Here is a 17,291-nt window from a genome sequence, read left to right on the forward strand (position 1 = left end):
CTTTTGCTTAAGATTGAAGAACGGGCAAGTTTAACCAAGCAATCGCACGAAAGCGAACGCAACTCTGACAGACGGCCCCGATTGGAAAACTCAACGGTTATTGATTTTCGACAGGATGAAGACGGCCACTGGGTCGCAGTGTTGTCCTGCGGGCATACGCAACACCTTCGCCATCAACCGCCATGGCAATCGCGTGCCTGGGTAATGGACGCGGCGCAGCGCCAACAAAAAATAGGTCAGGGCTTTCACTGTGGCTGGTGTGCGAAGTCATCAGATAACGATAGTCTTGGCACCGAGGAGTCGCGTTAGACGGCTCCCTGATTTTTTTCTGGTCGAATGGCTGTCCATTTCGCCTCGGCCATTGCACTGCTCAATCGAGAAGCCGGTATGCAGACTTTTTTCATTTCCCCCACAGATTTTGGCGTGGGTTTGACATCCATCAGCCTGGGTCTGGTTCGCACCCTTGAGCGTGCGGGCCTGAAGGTCGGCTTCTTCAAGCCGATCGCACAACCCCATCCGGGCGATCTCGGCCCTGAACGCTCGACCGAACTGGTGGCCCGCACCCACGGCCTCAAACCACCACAGCCTCTAGGCCTGGCGCATGTGGAGCGCATGCTGGGTGATGGCCAACTGGATGAGCTGCTGGAAGAAATCATCAGCCTTTACCAGCAAGCTGCCGTGGGCAAGGATGTGCTGATTGTCGAAGGCATGGTGCCCACCCGTAACGCCAGCTATGCCGCACGGGTCAACCTGCATCTGGCCAAGAGCCTGGATGCCGAAGTGATTCTGGTATCGGCCCCGGAAAACGAAGTGCTCACCGAGCTGTCGGGCCGGGTCGAATTGCAGGCCCAACTGTTCGGAGGGCCGAAAGACCCGAAAGTGCTGGGCGTGATCCTCAACAAGGTGCGTACCGAAGAGAGCATGGAAGTCTTCGCCGCTCGCCTGAAAGAGCACTCTCCGCTACTGCGCAGTGGCGATTTCCGCCTGTTGGGTTGTATTCCATTCCAGGCCGAACTCAATGCCCCGCGCACCCGCGATGTCGCCGAACTGCTCGGCGCGCAGGTGCTCAATGCCGGGGACTACGAGCAACGGCGCATGTCGAAAATCATCATCTGCGCCCGAACCGTGCTCAACACCGTGCCATTGCTCAAGCCAGGCGTTCTGGTCGTGACGCCGGGCGACCGTGACGACATCATCCTGGCAGTCAGTCTGGCAGCCATGAATGGTGTGCCGCTGGCTGGTCTGTTGCTGACCAGCGACACCGTGCCCGACCCGCGCATCATGGAACTGTGCCGAGGTGCGCTACAGGCCGGCTTGCCGGTGCTGTCGGTGAGCAGCGGCTCTTATGACACCGCCACGCGCCTGAATCAGTTGAACAAGGAAATCCCCATCGATGACCGCGAGCGAGCGGAAATCATCACTGACTTTGTCGCCGGTCACCTGGATGCCGCCTGGCTGCATCAGCGCTGCGGTACGCCACGGGAGCTGCGCCTTTCGCCTGCCGTGTTCCGTTATCAGTTGATCCAGCGCGCCCAGGCCGCCAACAAGCGCATCGTCCTGCCCGAAGGCAACGAGCCATTGACCATTCAGGCGGCGGCGATCTGTCAGGCACGCGGCATTGCACGGTGCGTCCTGCTGGCCAAGCCCGAAGAGGTTCAGGCGATTGCTCAGGCTCAAGGTATCGAATTGCCGCCGGGACTGGAGATTCTGGACCCTGACCTGATTCGCGAACGCTATGTCGCGCCGATGGTCGAGTTGCGCAAGAACAAAAGCCTCAACGCTCCCATGGCCGAGCAGCAACTGGAAGATCCCGTGGTGATCGGCACTGTGATGCTGGCGCTGGATGAGGTCGACGGGCTGGTATCGGGTGTCATTCACTCCACCGCCAATACCATTCGCCCGGCGCTGCAACTGATCAAGACCGCCCCCGGCTGCACCCTGGTTTCATCGGTGTTCTTCATGCTGTTTCCCGAGCAGGTACTGGTGTACGGCGACTGCATCATGAACCCGCATCCAAGTGCCAGCGAGCTGGCCGAAATTGCCCTGCAAAGTGCCGACTCCGCCGTCGCATTCGGTATCGCGCCACGGGTGGCGATGATCAGTTATTCCAGCGGCAATTCCGCCAGTGGCGAGGAAGTGGAAAAAGTTCGCGAAGCCACCCTGCTGGCCCGTGAAACCCAGCGCGGCCTGCTGATCGATGGCCCGTTGCAGTATGATGCCGCCGCCAACGAGGACGTCGCTCGCCAACTGGCACCGGACAGCCAGGTGGCCGGGCGTGCAACGGTATTCGTGTTCCCGGACCTGAACACCGGCAACACCACGTACAAGGCGGTACAGCGTAGCGCCGACTGCGTGAGCCTGGGCCCGATGCTGCAAGGACTGCGCAAACCGGTGAACGATCTGCCACGTGGCGCGCAAGTCGACGACATCGTCTACACCATCGCCCTGACCGCCATTCAGGCAGACACACTTTCCTGATACACATACCGATGCCATCTGTGCAGACTGCCAGGGTGCAGTCTGTACCGCATCCCATTACCCTCTGGAGTCACTATCCGTCATGGATTCCTTGCCTGCCCCATTGCGCGGCTTCATCGCCTCGCTGTTGTTGGCGCTCAACACCATTGCCTGCTGCGCAGTGCTGTTCGTGGTCACGTTTTTCAAGATATGCCTGCCCTTCAAGGCTGCCCAGCGTCTGACCGACTGGCTGATGATTCATATTCAGGAAACCTGGATCAGTTGCAACAATGCCTGGATCAGGCTGCTTGGCCACACTCGCTGGCAGTTGAGCGGCCTTGAAGGGCTGGACTATGAACACTCGTACCTGATCACCAGCAATCATCAGAGCTGGGTCGACATCATGGTCTTGCAGTACGTACTCAATCGACGCATTCGCCCGTTGAAGTTCTTTCTCAAGCAGGAGCTGATCTGGGTGCCGTTGATTGGCCTGGCCTGGTGGGCGCTGGGCTTTCCGTTCATGAAACGCTATTCCAAGGCATATCTGGCCAAACACCCGGAAAAGAAAGGCAAGGACCTGGAAACCACTCGCCGTACCTGCGCCAAATTCCGTCATAACCCGGTGGGCATTTTCAACTTTGCCGAAGGCACACGCTTTACCAAAGCCAAGCACGCCGAACAGAACTCACCGTTTCGCAACCTGCTCAAGCCCAAGGCCGGCGGGCTCGCATTCGTACTGGATGCCATGGGCGAACAGCTTGAGTCGATCATCAACGTCACCATTCATTATCCAGGCGGGCAACCGGGCTATTGGGACCTGCTGTGTGGCAACGTGAAGGAAGTGGTAGCGCACTTTGAAGAGATAAAGATTCCGCCTCAATTCATCGGCAAGAACTACGATCAGGATCAGGCCTACCGGCTGGAGTTCCAGCAGTGGATCAACGGATTGTGGGAAGAGAAGGATCGCTTGCTGGATCGGCTCAAGGGCTTGAGCTGATTTCATCGCGAATGAATTCACTCCTACGGGGGGAGCGAATTCATTCGCGAACAATGGTTACTGTTGATACTGCTCGTACTGCTGGCCTGGAATAGGCTTGAGGTTGACCTCGACACGACGGTTCTGGGCGCGTCCGTTGACATCGGCGTTGCTGGCAATCGGCTGGTCAGGACCTGCACCGCGCACCGACAGACGAGTCGCATCCACACCCTGGGACGTCAGGTAAGTGCTGACACTTTGCGCACGCTGCAAGGACAGGTCCATGTTGTGCTGGCGGCTGCCGGTGCTGTCGGTGTAACCCACGATCTCGATGTTGCTCTGGCTGTACTGCTTGAGTGAGCCCGCCAGGTTATTGAGCGGTGAGTAAAAGCTGCTGGCGATGGAGGAAGAGTCGGTAGCGAAGGTGATGTTACCCGGCATGATCAGTTTGATCTGGTCACCCTGACGCTGCACTTCAACGCCGGTATTGGCCATGCTCGCCCTCAGCGCGGCTTCCTGCTTGTCGGCGTAATAGCCATAGCCTGCCGATGCGGCACCCACCACTGCGGCGCCGATCAATGCGCCTTTGCCACGGTTGTTGTGATCGATTGCCGCACCCGCCAGGGCACCAGCCAATGCTCCCAGCCCACCGTACTTGGCTGTCTTGTTCATGCCACCCGAGTTTTGTGCCTGCCCCTGATTGCTGTCGTAAGGGTTGGGCGACGCACATCCGGACAGCATGGCCACAGCAAGAGCGGCAAGAATCAAATGGCGCGAGCTAGACATTGATGAAACTCCTGATTTAACGAACGCTAATGAGCGGATTAGAGCACGACATCCGTCAAAAATTCCTTAACGCCACCTGAACCGTTTCTGGCCGTCCGGCCTCCGATCAGGTCCTTTCGATGCGGCTCCTGAATGCTCCAAATGTAGCAGAACAGCACAATGCCCAAACGACATGCTGTAACGCACCACCCCCTCGAAAAGAATGTTATTGCATAACAAAACAATTATATAAATCGCGATACAGGCCTGTATAAAAAACAACATTTTCGTCTTTAACTTATTTTTTAAAGATCTGTTTTTGACGCCAGAAAACAAAAAATCCCAATTGGCTGATTCTATTGATAATTAAATAATCACCCGCTTATTGACGCCATATAAATGCGCATGATTTTTTCACGAAATGCCCCGTATACTGGCACAACGAGATCAGGACGATCCTTACAACCAGTAGAGGTGAGGTCATGCCGATCATCGATTATAAATTCATGCATTGTAATTTCTTAATACCTTCAGTTACTTGCCCACTGCTATTGACTGCTCTCTCTCATCCCACCGAAAAACATATCGGTGGCTGAACATGCTGAGAAAAATTCTTGTTTCCGAGCTTTCACTGGGCATGCACATCCACAAGTTCTGCCGCCCTTGGGTCAATGATCCTTTCTGGATAAACCAGGTCGAAGTCGTGCTTGACGATATTGAAGTCCTCAAGCGCATCCAGCAGTCGGACACCGAGGAAGTCTGGATCGATACTCGCCGGGGTAAATCTCCTGCCAGTCATCCGGACGCGCCAGCCAGCGCCGAAGATGACACCACTCCTGTCAGCATGGAGAAAGAACTTCTGCGTGCCCGGCTTATCTGCGGCAGGGCCAAGAATGCCGTCATGACCATGTTCAGCGAAGCCAAGATGGGCCGGGCCATGAATGTGGATGATGTCGGGCTGCTCGTGGAGGAAATATCCAATTCGATATTGCGCCACCCTCATGCCCTTATCAGCCTGTCCCGGCTGAAAACCTCGGATGAGTACACCTACATGCATTCCGTTGCGGTATGCGCCTTGATGGTTTCACTTGCCAGGCGCATGGGCATGCAGGATGAGCAGGTGCGCGAGGCCGGTGTGGCCGGGTTGATGCATGATGTCGGGAAAATGATGATTGACCCGCAGATCCTCAATAAGCCCGGCCGGTTGACCCAGGAAGAGTTCACCGCCATGAAACACCATCCCGAGGCTGGCCTGAGGATTCTGGAGGAGAGCCAGCAGGTCAATGCAATCGTTCTGGATGTCTGCCTGCATCACCACGAAAAGTTCGACGGCTCGGGCTACCCACATGGCTTGAAAGGCAATGAAATCAGCATCTTCGCCAGAATGGGCGCGGTGTGCGATGTATATGATGCCGTCACCTCTGACCGGCCTTACAAAAAAGGCTGGGGCGCCGCGCATTCAATCCGTGAAATGGCTTCATGGAAAGGCCACTTCGATGAAGTGGTATTCCAGAGTTTCGTCAAGACCGTGGGCATTTACCCCGTTGGTGCTCTTGTGCGCCTGGAAAGCGGACGCCTGGGAGTTGTAGTCGAACAGAATGAACAATTACTGTTGCCCAAAGTAAAAGTGTTCATGTCGGCGCGAACACGAAAGACATTCGCCCCGCAAATCATTGACCTGGCAAACAAGGATGACCGGGACGCTATCGTTAAAATAGAACGGGCCGAAGACTGGGAGTTGAACGATATCGATCAACTATGGGCGGGATGCAAGGCAGGGTAAGTCTGTTATTCCCTGCTTGCCGAGAGTTCAAACACCGACGCATGAAGAGTCGGTATTTAAAGGCCGTTCACCCCAATAACCCCAACACTTTCGCCCGCGCCACCGCCTGGGTTCGGCGCTCTACACCTAGCTTGCTGTTGATATGGCTGGCGTGGGTTTTGACGGTGTGCAGGGAGATGAACAACTGATCGCTGATTTCCTGATTCGAGCAGCCTTGGGCAATGAGTTGCAGCACTCCCAGTTCACGTACGCTCAAGCTGTCGTTGCCATGGGTCTGCTCGGTTACCGGCGGAGCCAGGCACAAAGGCAGCTTTTCCAGCAGGGAGTCGCGCACAAGGCAGGCAGGCCTTTGCAGCAGTTGTTCACGAAGCCACAGTGGGTGGCCGTCGATCAGGTCCTTGAACGGCAGCAATGCACCACCCTGCGCCGCGAGCAGGCTGCGATTCAGAAGCTCACCGGCCTCACTCAGCCGGGCACTGTCCAGCAGCAGACGGATGCGCTGGTTGAGCGCGATCAAGCCCAGCAACTGCGCGCCCATGGTTTGCGCATGGTGCTCCAGCTCCTGCAAACGTTGCGCGGATGCACAGGTATCGCCACGAATCTGCTCCAGAACGGCGCGCTGCAATTCCACCTGTTGCGGCAATTGTGGATGACACTCTGGAGCCGCCGTCGCCAGCCCGCCACTGTAGGTCTGGGTCAAACGCAGCAGCCAGGCTTCGGCCAGATCGATACGGCCTTGCACCAGCCACAGCTCACATTTGACCAGCGTGATCATCGCCAGGTAGTAAATCGGTGGCACATCCCAGATATGCATCAGGCGCTCGGCTTCGCCAAGTTCGGCAAAGGCTTCGGCAAAACGCCCTTCACGCCCTTCCAGACCGGCAATCACACAATGCCCGATCAGCACGCTGATATCCCGACAGGCACGGGCCTCTACCAGACCGGCGAGCAATTGCGCACGCCCTGCATCGGCCTGCATACGCAGGGTCAGAAGATAACCTTCATAAATTGTCAGGCGTGCGCGCACGGCATAAAGGCGCAATGTGGGTAAGCCCTTGAGCCGTTGCTGCCCCTGACGCACCTCGTCCAGAGCACGAAGAATCTCGCCCCTGGCTTGCAGGACTCTGGCCCGGTCGTAATGCGCCAGCGCCTCGAACAGAGGATTGGCGACTCGCTGTGCCAGCTCAAGGGCATCACGGTTCAGAGCCCTGGCGCGCAACAGATCGCTGTTGGCTATTGCCAGGTTGGCCAGAGTGGACAGGCAAAGCAGACGTTGGCCGTAGCGTTTTTCTGGCAGGCTGAGCAATGCCTCGCTGCAATAGCGCTGGGTCTTGTCGCTGTCACCGCGGCCACGAGCAATGATGCCACTGAGCGCCAGCCACTGGGCGAGCATGGATTTCTGCGCAGTGGCCGACGGCGCTGGCAGAAAGCGGCTGAGATTTTCTGCCAGCTCTTCGGCAGCATCGAGCTGGCAAGCCAGCCCCAGCGCCCAGGCGTACAACACAATCAAGCGTGGCGTGCTGGTCAGCAGACTGTCTGGCAGGTCCATTCGCCAGCGCAGCAGCATGCCGACATTCTGTTCGGCCAGAAGCTGTTCTTCGGAAAGGTTCTGCACCAGATTGGCAGCGACATCCAGATGCCCGGCACGCAACGCCTGTTCAATGGCTTCGTCCAGCAAGCCCTGTTCGTTGAACCAGCGGCAGGCATTCAGATGCAGGCGATTCTGTTGCGGGCCGGCAATCTGCCGTGCACGTAACAGGTCGGAGAACAGATGGTGATAGCGAAACCAGCGCCCCTGCTCATCCAGCGGCACCAGAAACACCTGATGCGCTTGCAGGTAACGCAGCATCTGGGCGCTGTCGTGAACCTCTCGGGAGGCATCGCATAATTCGCTGCAAAAGCGTTCAAGGCAGGCGGTTTCATAAAGAAAGGCCTGAACATCGGCCGGAAGACAGTCAATGACCTCTTCAAGCAGATACTCACTGATCAAGACTTCGCCATCACGCAGAGCCTGCGACAAAGCATGGTCATCGCCGGCTTCAGACGCGGCCAGCAGCCAGAAGCGCAAACCTGCCACCCAGCCCTCGCTACGCCGGATGAGGCTTCGCTGTGCATCGCTGTCCAGTGAGCAGCTATGTCGGTCGAGCACTGCCAGGGATTCGGCGTCGGTCAATCGCAAATCACTTTCGTTGAGTTCAAGTAATTGTCGAGACAGACGCAGGCGCGCCAGATGCCAGTTCGGACGCTGGCGGCTGGTGACCATGACCACCAGCCCGGTGGGCAAGTGGTTGAGGAAAAACTGTACGCAACGGTCAAGCACCGAGCCCTGCACCAGATGGTAATCATCCAGGACCAGAAGCAAGGGTTTGCTCAACATCAGGTGCATGGCCAGCTCATCCAGCAAGCCGTCAAGCCACTCCTCGAAGGCAAAGGGCTGATTGCGTTGACGCATTTTCAGCAAGCCCATGGCCTGCGCGCCCAATTGTGGAAAGAACTGCTGAAACCCGGCCAGCAACCGCTCAAGGAAACGGCCAGGATCGCTTTCGCGAGGGTTCAACCCCAGCCATATGCTCTGCCACTGGGCGGGCAGATTCTGGCAAAACTCCACGGCCAGCGAACTCTTGCCGAAACCGGCAGGCGCGCAGATCAGCAACAGACGCCCGGACAACCCTTCGGTCAGACGTTCGCACAAGCGGGAACGAGGCAGATAACCATCGGGCAAGGGAGGCCGAAAGAATCGTCCTTCCAGTGCGGAGGTTGCGCTACCTGCGATGCCTTGCATACGGGACAGATCAGTCATGGCCAGCTCTTCTGGAGTATTGTTTCGCCATAGCAGCTGTCCGGAGACTAGCGGGTAACACCAACCTTTTGAAGGAAGCGACCGAAAAGTCCGTAACAAAATTCCTACAATTTGTGAGCCGAATACCTCTGCATAAAAAAGCCCCAATCAAGGGGCTTTGGCTATAAGTCATTGAAACTACTTGGCTGCTTGCACTTTTAGCGGCCTGTTTACGTGCAGACAGCGTCAAAAGACCCCAGTCTGCACGTCATGACAGTTCATCCGATTTGTGTGATCAACGTACACCTTCCTGACGCAGGGCGTTAGGCGTGAAGTCGCTGGTGCCGGCGGTGAAACCGAAGACATACGCACTCTTCTCTTCGTTTTTCATGCCCAGTGCCACGTAACGGCCCGACTGCAGGTCGTACAGCGTTTCAATGGCATACCACGGAACCTGCTTGTCGTAGTAGTTCTCGGAATGAGCCTCGGCGACGCGCCACAGCTGACCACGACCGTCGTAGTGGTCGATGACCGCAGCCTGCCAGGTGTCTTCGTCGATGAAGAAGTCACGCTTGGCGTAGATGTGACGCTGGCCTTCTTTCAGAGTTGCCGTCACATGCCAGACACGGCGCAGTTCATAACGGGTCAGGTCCTGATTGATATGGCCAGCCTTGATGATGTCGGCGTATTTGAGGGTCGTGTCGTCGAGCTTGTGGCTGTTGGACGCGATGTACATTTCCTGCTTGCCGATCAGTTTCCAGTCGTAGCGATCCGGCGCGCCGTTGTACATGTCCAGGTTATCGGAAGTCCGCAGACCGTCCGAGGCTGTACCCGGACCGTCATAGGACACCTGCGGAGCACGGCGCACGCGACGTTGACCGGCGTTGTAGAGCCAGGCCGAACGAGGTTCCTTCACTTGGTCCAGGGTTTCATGCACCAGCAGCACACCACCGGCCAGACGCGCCGGCGCGGTCACTTCCTGCTTGAAGTAGAACAGGATGTTGCCCGGATTCTTCGGATCGAAGTCCTTCATCTTGTCGCGGAACACGAACTGGTCAGAGAAGTACACAAGGCTGTAGGAACCATTGGGTTGCGGAGTGGCCTGGGTCACGAATCGCTTCACGCTACCACCACGATAACGGGTGATGTGGTTCCAGATCACCTCGACACCGCTGGACGGGATCGGGAAGGGAATTGCGGTTTCAAAGTTTTCCAGGCCATTGCCGCCGCCCACCAGCTTGGTGTTGGTGGCGTTTCTCTTGATGGCAGCAAACACGTCATCAGGCACGGTAGCACCACGATGGGTCGGGTAAACCGGGATCTTGTAGCTTTCCGGGTAACGCTTGAACAGCGCGTATTGACCCGGTGCCAGTTTGTCCTTGTACTGCTCCACGTTCTGCGCCGTGATGGTGAACAGCGGTTTTTCACTGGCATACGGGTTGGCCAGGAAACCCTTGCTGTCTACAGCCCCCGCATTCTTCGGCATAGGGCTCCAGGCCGGGATGGTGTTATTGGCGTTACCTGCCTTCTCGGCTCCCATTGGCGTCAGGCTGGTCCCCAGCTTCGCCGCTTCGGACTCAGACACCGCAGCCGTGACGCCGGTTGCCAGCAACGACAACCCCAGCGCACCTGCTTGCAACAGACCCTTTGTTATTTTCATTTTCATAGTCATCCCGAAACCTTGTCCTTAGAAGTTCATGCCAAAGCTGAGTGCCACGAAATCCCGGTCATCGACCGTGGTGTACTTCCCATCGAAGAAGTTGGTGTAGGAAAGGCTGGCGGTGTAGGTGTTCTGGTACTCGGCATCCAGCCCGAGGCTGACAGCCTTGCGACCTTCCTCGAAGTTGGCGCCTGGTCCAGGCGAGTAGCCTTTGACGTCATGGGACCAGGCCACGCTTGGCTTGAGGTTCACACCGGCGAATACGTTGTTGTAGTCCCAGATGGCACGTGTGCGATAACCCCAGGAGTTGGCGGTGGTGAAACCGTCGTCTTCACAATAACGGGTCAGGTTGTTCTGATCGGCACCAGTCAGGGTGCCCGCGTTCAAGGTTGCGCACTGGCCGCCCGGCAGAGGCCCCGGACCGTAGACCGGGTCACGGCCATAACGGATTTTCGAGGTGCTTTCCAGGCCGCCCACGTGCGTCCAGCCCACTTCACCCACCAGGGTCAGACGTTCAGCTCCCATCACCTGATCGAAGAACTGGACGAAGGAAGTTTGCAACTGGGTGATTTCCTTGCGGCGATAGCCAGGCTGATCGGTATTGGCCCTGCCGCTGAGCAGCGACACGTTCGGGTTCAACGGGGAAATACCCGAATAGAGAATGTCGGTGGTGTTGATCTGCACCGGAGCATTCGGACGGTAGCTGATTTCACCGCTCCACGCTGTGCCGGTAGGCAGCGTGGTAGAGAAGCTCAACCCGTACAGGCGAATGTCTTCAGGGTACTCGACGTAGTAGCTGGAGTTGCCTGCCACCACCAGTGGCAGCAAGGTCGGGGCCAGCGCGGCTGCAGTCCCGAACGGAATGCCGTTGCCCACAAGCGAGCCAACCAGCCCGGTACCGCTGAACGAAGCCGCTGACCCACCGCGACCGCTGAAGATCGGCAGGCGGCTGTGGTAATTCATCATGTAGGCACCGAACTCGGTGTCCAACGGCTCGAAATTGTAATGCACGGCAAAACCGAACTGGCCACCGTCACGGGCATCCCGGTCCGGGCCACGGCGTACGATCGCGCCCTCATCGGGCGAGCCGAAGTTGACGCCTTGCTGCGCCAGGGAGTTGAAAATTGCCGTCCGCGCTCCAGCAGTCAGACCGGCAGCCGCCAGAGAGGTATTGAGCCCGCTGCGGCTACGCAATACGGCAAGATTGCTATCGCAACCATCGGCGATCACGTCTGGCTGCGAGAAGAAGGTGCCGCAGTTATCCACAACCGTCTGGTCCCACTCAAGCTGGTAGAAACCTTGCGCAGACAGGTTGTCGGTCAGGCTTTGCGACAGATAGAACATGTTGACCGGAATCAGGCCTTCCTTGATCTCGGCCCCGGGACGACGAAACGCCGATACATCGACCGGGTTGACGCTGTTGATCCCGCCCTGAATGAAGGTACTTTCACCCCAACTGATGACCTGTTTACCGAAACGCACGGTGCCTGGCTGATCGGCAATGGAGTAGTTGTGGTAGACGAATGCATCGAGCAATTGCCCGCCGGAAGACTTCGCACCTTCCTTGCGGTTGGAGTCACTGATGTCCTTGAACTCGCGGCTTTCGTCCTTGAGTTCGAAGTCATACCAGTACTTGCCACGTACAAATACGCCGGTATCGCCGTACTTCAGCTCCAGATCGTGAATCCCTTTGAAAATCTTCGAGAACGTCTCGCCTTTCTTGAAGTTCAAGTGGCTGTCATCGGAGGTTTGCGAAAGGCCGCGCCCACCATTGTTGGCGCCGATGAGATTCTTGTTCGGGCTTGCGGTAGACCAACTGGCGCCTATCGAGAGAGATGAGTCGAAGCTGCCTTCGATTTCACCGACATTGAAAGTAACGCCGAATGCGGGGCTGGCGAGCGAGGAAGCGAGACTGACAGCCAGAGGAAGTTTCGCCCGGCGCCAGAAAGGGATTGCAGTTGTCATCGATGCGACTCCATGTGCTTTTATTTTTATGGCAGTGGGAACTTCCAGAAACGACTCAGCCATGGATTGGCTGTCAACACTCACCGGCCCCCCTGAGGGCCGCCAAACAAAATGCATCTTTACGCTCTTGCCAAGTCCCCTGTCCCGACTATATCCAGCACGCCCTGCTGCTTGATCCCTCTAAAGTGTGATTTGCAAGCATCAACGCCTCTGGAATGCCTGTTACGACAAGGCTGAGTAACAGGTTGGCAGGCAGGATGGCTTGATTCGATAATTTGGCAAGTGCTGGATTTATTGCCGACGCAGACGCATGCCGTGCTCAATGAGCACAGCCTGCGGTCAGGCGGTAAGGGATTTATCCGACGTGCTTAAAGCGTCGACAGAAGAGCACTGTTACTGCTCTGCCATTCAACGATATCCAGACGCATGCGCTTTTTGTCGAGCTTGCCGACACTGGTCTTGGGAATTTCAGTAACAATCGCAATCTGGCTTGGTATTGCCCACTTGTTGATATGACCCTGCTCGACAAATGGGCTGAGATGTTCCTTCAGTATCCGGGCATCAATGCTCTGCCCTTCGTGAACCACCAGCAATGCAAAAGGCCGTTCGCCCCACTGCGGATCGGCAATCCCCACCACTGCGACTTCACGCACGGCAGCATGTCGACTGCACAGGTCCTCAAGCTCCAGCGACGATACCCACTCGCCGCCCGTCTTGATCACGTCCTTGATGCGGTCGCGGATATCGATGAAACCCATGTCGTCCAGGGTCGCCACATCGCCAGTGTGCAGCCAGCCTCCCGCCCATAGCTCGGCGCCTTTTTGCGGCTCGCGGAAATAACTCTCGGTCAGCCAGGGTGCGCGCAGCACCAGTTCGCCCTGGGTTTCACCATCGGCAGGCAGGAAGTTTCCGTCTTCATCGACAATGGCAGCTTCCACCAGCATGCCCGGCACACCGGCCTTGATGCGGTAGGTGATGCGATCGTCTTCGGAGCCTGCGCTCAGTTCTTCGTTCATGTGCGCAACGGAAATCAGCGGCCCGGTCTCGGACATGCCATAGGCAGCGGTGAGCTGAATGCCCTTGGCCTTGGCGGCCAGATACAGGCTGCGAGTCAGTGAGCTGCCACCAATGATGATTTTCCAGCCGCCGAAATCCGTATCCTTGGCTGACTTGGAGTGCAGCAACATCTGCATGATGGTCGGTACGCAATGGGAGAACGTCACCTTCTCCTTGCGCCACAACTCCACCAGCAACTCGGGGTCGTAGCGCCCCGGATACACCTGCTTCAAGCCGAGCATGGTTGCTGCATACGGCATGCCCCAGGCATGCACGTGAAACATCGGGGTAATCGGCATGTACACATCGCTGGAACCCAGCAAGCGTTCGTTTTCGACACTGCCCATGATCGTCGCGACGCCCAGAGTGTGCAGAACCAGTTGGCGATGAGTGAAATACACGCCTTTGGGGTTGCCCGTAGTGCCGGTGGTGTAGAAGGTTGTGGCGACCGAGTTTTCGTCGAAATCCTCGAAATCGTAGTGGGGGCTCGCCGCAGCCAGCAGCTCTTCGTATTCCCCGACCAGATTCGGCAACTCGGCGGTCTTCTCCGGCAGGTCCGTGAGCAGCAGCGTCTTGTCCACAGTGGTCAAGTGCCCGGCAATGGCCTGATAAAGACCGACGAACTCACTGTTGACCAGCACGAACCGGTCTTCGGCATGATTCATGGTGTAAACGATCTGCTCGGGCGAAAGCCGTATGTTGATGGTGTGTACCACCGCACCGATCATGGGGATCGCAAACATGCACTCCAGATAACGGTGGCTGTCCCAATCCATGACAGCCACCGTATCGCCCGCCTTCACGCCAGCTGCCGTCAGTACGTTGGCCAGTCGGCGGATACGCTCGTTGAGGGTCGGGTAGGTGTAGCGGACAGTATCGCGGTAAACGATTTCGCGCGTTTTTTCGTAGCGGCTGCCGGACAACAGCAGCCCCTTTATCAACAGAGGGTACTGATAGGCGCCATCGGCTGGCGGAAGAACGCGAGTCTGTAACATATGAGTCCCTTTTCAAAGTTCACAGGCGAAGCTTGAAATATGGACTCTAGCGCTCTAGTCCGCCAGCCAAATCAGCCAAAGGGACGATTTGCCGACAAGGTAACGTGTCACGAAACTCAACGTACCTCGGTCAACGCCAGCTTCATGCCCAGCGCCACCAGCACGCCGCCCATGACCCGGTCAAACCAGTGCCCCATACGGGCAAAGCCGGCGCGCACCCGAGCCTGGCTGAACAGACAGGCCACAAGGCAGAACCAGATCGCTGTCGCAACCGCCAGGTAAACGCCATAACCACCCTGAACCAGCAAGGGCGTATGAGGGTTGATGACCACGGTGAACAGCGACAGGAAAAACAGCGTTGCCTTAGGATTCAGGCCATTGGTCACGAAGCCGCTGGCATAGGCGCCACGCGCGGTTCTTTGCTGCGCAACCGATTTGACCGGGTCATCTCCCACAACGGCTGGCTTGGCGCGAAGGGCCTTGATACCGATGTACAAGAGATAAGCGGCTGCGGCCCATTTGAGCGCATTGAACAGCACGATGGATTGAGAAACGATGATGCCGATACCCAGCAGCGAATACCCGACATGCACGAAAATCGCCGACCCCACGCCCAATGCAGACCAGATACCGGCCTTGCGACCATGAGTGACGCTTTCACGCACCACCACCGCAAAGTCTGGCCCGGGGCTGGCGACGGCAAGCAAGTGGATCAAGGCAACGGTAAGAAATTCTGCCCAGTACATGGGGCCTCCAGAAATATTGGCGAGCATTTGCTGATAGGCTCGCAACATTACTCTTTCAACTTATTACAAAAAAGGTACAGCTGATGAGCAATCCGGGCAAAGCAGTTTTCCTCGATCACACGTCCCTGGACCTTGGGGATCTGGACCTCGGCACATTGCGTGAAAGCTTCGGTGAACTTGTGTTGCATGACAGCACCGCGCCGGATCAGGTGACAGATCGACTCAAGGGCGCACAAGTGGCAATCAGCAACAAGATCGTGCTCGATACCGACACGTTCGCAGCATGCCCCGACTTGAAACTGGTGCTGGTTACCGCGACCGGCACAAACAACGTGGACCTGGTTTCTGCCCGCGAACACGGTGTCACGGTCTGCAACTGCCAAGGCTATGGCACCCCGTCAGTGGCACAACACACCTTGCTGTTGCTGCTGGCTCTGGCCACACGACTGCCCGATTACCAGAAGGCCGTGCAACAGGGCCTCTGGCAAAAATCCTCCCAGTTCTGCCTGCTGGATTTCCCCATTGTCGAGCTTGAAGGCAAGACCCTCGGCCTGCTGGGCCATGGCGAACTGGGGGGCGCGGTGGCCAGGCTGGCAGAAGCTTTCGGCATGCGCGTCTTGCTGGGGCAAATTCCCGGCCGCCCTGCTCGCCCGGATCGTCTGCCGCTTGAAGAATTGCTGCCGCAAATCGACGCCCTGACATTGCATTGCCCGCTCAACGAGCACACCCGCAACATGATCGGCGCCCGGGAATTGCAGTTGCTCAAACCTCAGGCACTGGTGGTCAACACCGCTCGCGGCGGCTTGATCGACGAGCAGGCCTTGGCCGATGCCTTGCGCAATGGTCATCTGGGCGGTGCCGCGTCAGACGTGCTGAGTGTGGAGCCGCCCGTCGCGGGCAACCCGCTGTTGGCGGATGATATTCCACGCCTGATCATTACCCCGCACAGCGCCTGGGGCGCGCGGGAGGCTCGTCAACGCATCGTCAGCCAGGTCATCGAGAACGCCCAGGCATTTTTTGCAGGGGCGCCGAAGCGGGTAGTCAGCTAGAATTCGCCCCTTTTTTCAGGAGCGAAAACATGGACCCGCGCAGTGAAGTGTTACTTCGACAGGCTGAACTCTTTCAAGGCTCGTTGCTGCTGGCCGGTTTGCCAGCCGACGACTTGCTGGGGAAGCTGCCGAACGCTCGCGGATGGTGCTGGCATGCAGGCGATCAGACTGCACTGGATGCCCGCTTCGCCGGGCGCACGCATTTCGGCGTAGATGCACCACAGGAAGCCTTCGAGGCAGCCGTGTTGTTTCTGCCCAAGGCACGCGACCTGACGGAATACCTGCTCAACGCCCTCTCCTCGCGACTGGCGGGGCGCGAGCTGTTTCTGGTGGGTGAGAAGCGCGGCGGTATCGAAGCTGCCGCCAAGCAGTTGAGCCCGCTGGGCAGAGCCCGCAAACTCGACAGCGCCCGCCATTGTCAGCTCTGGCAAGTCACCGTGGAGAATGCACCGCAGGCGGTTGAACTGCAAAGTCTGGCCAAGCCATACCAGATCGAACTCGAAGACGGCCCGCTCACAGTCATCAGCCTGCCGGGCGTATTCAGCCATGGCCGCCTGGATCGCGGCTCGGCCCTGCTGCTGGAAAACCTCGACAAGCTCCCCAGCGGCCACTTGCTGGATTTCGGATGCGGTGCGGGCGTGTTGGGAGCTGCGGTAAAACGTCGCTATCCGCACAACGAAGTCGTGATGCTCGATGTGGATGCCTTCGCCACGGCCAGCGCAGCTCTGACACTGGCTGCCAACGGTCTTGATGCACAGATTCTGACCGGTGACGGGATCGATGCCGCGCCCATGGGTCTGAACACGATTCTGAGCAATCCACCCTTCCATGTCGGAGTTCATACCGATTATCTGGCAACGGAAACCTTGCTGAGAAAAGCACGCCAACATCTGAAATCAGGCGGCGAACTGCGTCTGGTTGCCAATAGCTTCCTGCGCTATCAGCCCTTGATCGAAGAGCATGTCGGCGCGTGTGAAATCCGTGCTCAGGGAAATGGCTTCCGGATCTACAGCGCCAAACGTTCTTGAAAATAAGAGCTTGCCGAATGGATTTTGCGAAG

General features: G+C 57.5%; 12 protein-coding genes. 6 read left to right on the plus strand and 6 right to left on the minus strand.

All coding sequences use genetic code 11. The features are described 5' to 3' along the window. The first annotated feature begins 3 nt into the window (after positions 1-3). The 3 genes from ACODS3_RS19025 (at position 4) to yihG (ending at position 3,454) form a co-directional block, all read left to right on the plus strand. Entirely contained in the window at positions 4-309 is a 306-nt protein-coding gene (locus ACODS3_RS19025) for a DUF3565 domain-containing protein (RefSeq protein WP_201006606.1), read from the plus strand. A gap of 78 nt (positions 310-387) precedes the next feature. After that, the gene (gene pta / locus ACODS3_RS19030; RefSeq protein WP_201006569.1) at positions 388-2,478 is read left to right on the plus strand and encodes a phosphate acetyltransferase; all 2,091 of its coding nucleotides are present in this window, start codon (positions 388-390) and stop codon (positions 2,476-2,478) included. 82 nt (positions 2,479-2,560) lie between these two features. Then, positions 2,561-3,454, plus strand: a complete 894-nt coding sequence (gene yihG / locus ACODS3_RS19035) for a 1-acylglycerol-3-phosphate O-acyltransferase, YihG family (protein WP_201020029.1) — start codon at positions 2,561-2,563, stop codon at positions 3,452-3,454. Positions 3,455-3,511: 57 nt separating this feature from the next. Here yihG and ACODS3_RS19040 read toward each other — a convergent pair whose 3' ends face one another. Next, complete coding sequence (locus tag ACODS3_RS19040) at positions 3,512-4,219, minus strand: YiaD family glycine zipper/OmpA-like lipoprotein (RefSeq protein ID WP_201020030.1); 708 nt, start codon at positions 4,217-4,219, stop codon at positions 3,512-3,514. A 577-nt stretch (positions 4,220-4,796) separates the two neighbouring features. On the opposite strand from ACODS3_RS19040, the gene ACODS3_RS19045 reads away from it, so the two are divergent. Continuing rightward, positions 4,797-5,981 carry a cyclic di-GMP phosphodiesterase gene (locus ACODS3_RS19045; RefSeq protein WP_201020031.1) on the plus strand — a complete coding sequence of 395 codons (1,185 nt, stop codon included), beginning with the start codon at positions 4,797-4,799 and terminating at the stop codon, positions 5,979-5,981. 67 nt (positions 5,982-6,048) lie between these two features. On the opposite strand, the gene ACODS3_RS19050 is transcribed toward ACODS3_RS19045, so the two are convergent. The 5 genes from ACODS3_RS19050 to ACODS3_RS19070 all read right to left on the minus strand — a co-directional run bounded on the left by ACODS3_RS19050 (position 6,049) and on the right by ACODS3_RS19070 (position 15,182). Further along, on the minus strand, positions 6,049-8,781 hold the full coding sequence (locus ACODS3_RS19050) for a winged helix-turn-helix domain-containing protein (protein WP_201020032.1): 2,733 nt from the start codon (positions 8,779-8,781) through the stop codon (positions 6,049-6,051). A gap of 274 nt (positions 8,782-9,055) precedes the next feature. Further along, complete coding sequence (locus tag ACODS3_RS19055) at positions 9,056-10,420, minus strand: DUF1329 domain-containing protein (RefSeq protein WP_201020033.1); 1,365 nt, start codon at positions 10,418-10,420, stop codon at positions 9,056-9,058. A gap of 27 nt (positions 10,421-10,447) precedes the next feature. Next, positions 10,448-12,385, minus strand: coding sequence for a DUF1302 domain-containing protein (locus ACODS3_RS19060; RefSeq protein ID WP_489035745.1), 1,938 nt, complete (start codon positions 12,383-12,385; stop codon positions 10,448-10,450). Positions 12,386-12,753: 368 nt separating this feature from the next. Next, on the minus strand, positions 12,754-14,436 hold the full coding sequence (locus tag ACODS3_RS19065) for a fatty acid--CoA ligase (RefSeq protein WP_201020035.1): 1,683 nt from the start codon (positions 14,434-14,436) through the stop codon (positions 12,754-12,756). A gap of 116 nt (positions 14,437-14,552) precedes the next feature. Beyond that, the gene (locus tag ACODS3_RS19070) at positions 14,553-15,182 is read right to left on the minus strand and encodes a LysE family translocator (protein WP_201006560.1); all 630 of its coding nucleotides are present in this window, start codon (positions 15,180-15,182) and stop codon (positions 14,553-14,555) included. A gap of 83 nt (positions 15,183-15,265) precedes the next feature. On the opposite strand from ACODS3_RS19070, the gene ACODS3_RS19075 reads away from it, so the two are divergent. Together ACODS3_RS19075 and ACODS3_RS19080 are read left to right on the plus strand one after the other, a co-directional pair. Further along, the gene (locus ACODS3_RS19075) at positions 15,266-16,231 is read left to right on the plus strand and encodes a 2-hydroxyacid dehydrogenase (protein WP_489035747.1); all 966 of its coding nucleotides are present in this window, start codon (positions 15,266-15,268) and stop codon (positions 16,229-16,231) included. 29 nt (positions 16,232-16,260) lie between these two features. Next, positions 16,261-17,259: a methyltransferase gene (locus tag ACODS3_RS19080; RefSeq protein ID WP_489035749.1), complete on the plus strand. Its 999-nt coding sequence runs from the start codon at positions 16,261-16,263 to the stop codon at positions 17,257-17,259. Positions 17,260-17,291: the final 32 nt, after the last annotated feature.

It is taken from the genome of Pseudomonas sp. FG43, from assembly GCF_057809175.1.

Coding starts and splice junctions, on each gene's coding strand:
- yihG (WP_201020029.1), top strand. CDS start 2,561: ATGGATTCCTTGCCTGCCCCATTGCGCGGCTTCATCGCCTCGCTGTTG.
- ACODS3_RS19070 (WP_201006560.1), bottom strand. CDS start 15,182: ATGTACTGGGCAGAATTTCTTACCGTTGCCTTGATCCACTTGCTTGCC.
- ACODS3_RS19050 (WP_201020032.1), bottom strand. CDS start 8,781: ATGACTGATCTGTCCCGTATGCAAGGCATCGCAGGTAGCGCAACCTCC.
- ACODS3_RS19055 (WP_201020033.1), bottom strand. CDS start 10,420: ATGAAAATAACAAAGGGTCTGTTGCAAGCAGGTGCGCTGGGGTTGTCG.
- pta (WP_201006569.1), top strand. CDS start 388: ATGCAGACTTTTTTCATTTCCCCCACAGATTTTGGCGTGGGTTTGACA.
- ACODS3_RS19080 (WP_489035749.1), top strand. CDS start 16,261: ATGGACCCGCGCAGTGAAGTGTTACTTCGACAGGCTGAACTCTTTCAA.
- ACODS3_RS19060 (WP_489035745.1), bottom strand. CDS start 12,385: ATGACAACTGCAATCCCTTTCTGGCGCCGGGCGAAACTTCCTCTGGCT.
- ACODS3_RS19065 (WP_201020035.1), bottom strand. CDS start 14,436: ATGTTACAGACTCGCGTTCTTCCGCCAGCCGATGGCGCCTATCAGTAC.
- ACODS3_RS19075 (WP_489035747.1), top strand. CDS start 15,266: ATGAGCAATCCGGGCAAAGCAGTTTTCCTCGATCACACGTCCCTGGAC.
- ACODS3_RS19040 (WP_201020030.1), bottom strand. CDS start 4,219: ATGTCTAGCTCGCGCCATTTGATTCTTGCCGCTCTTGCTGTGGCCATG.
- ACODS3_RS19045 (WP_201020031.1), top strand. CDS start 4,797: ATGCTGAGAAAAATTCTTGTTTCCGAGCTTTCACTGGGCATGCACATC.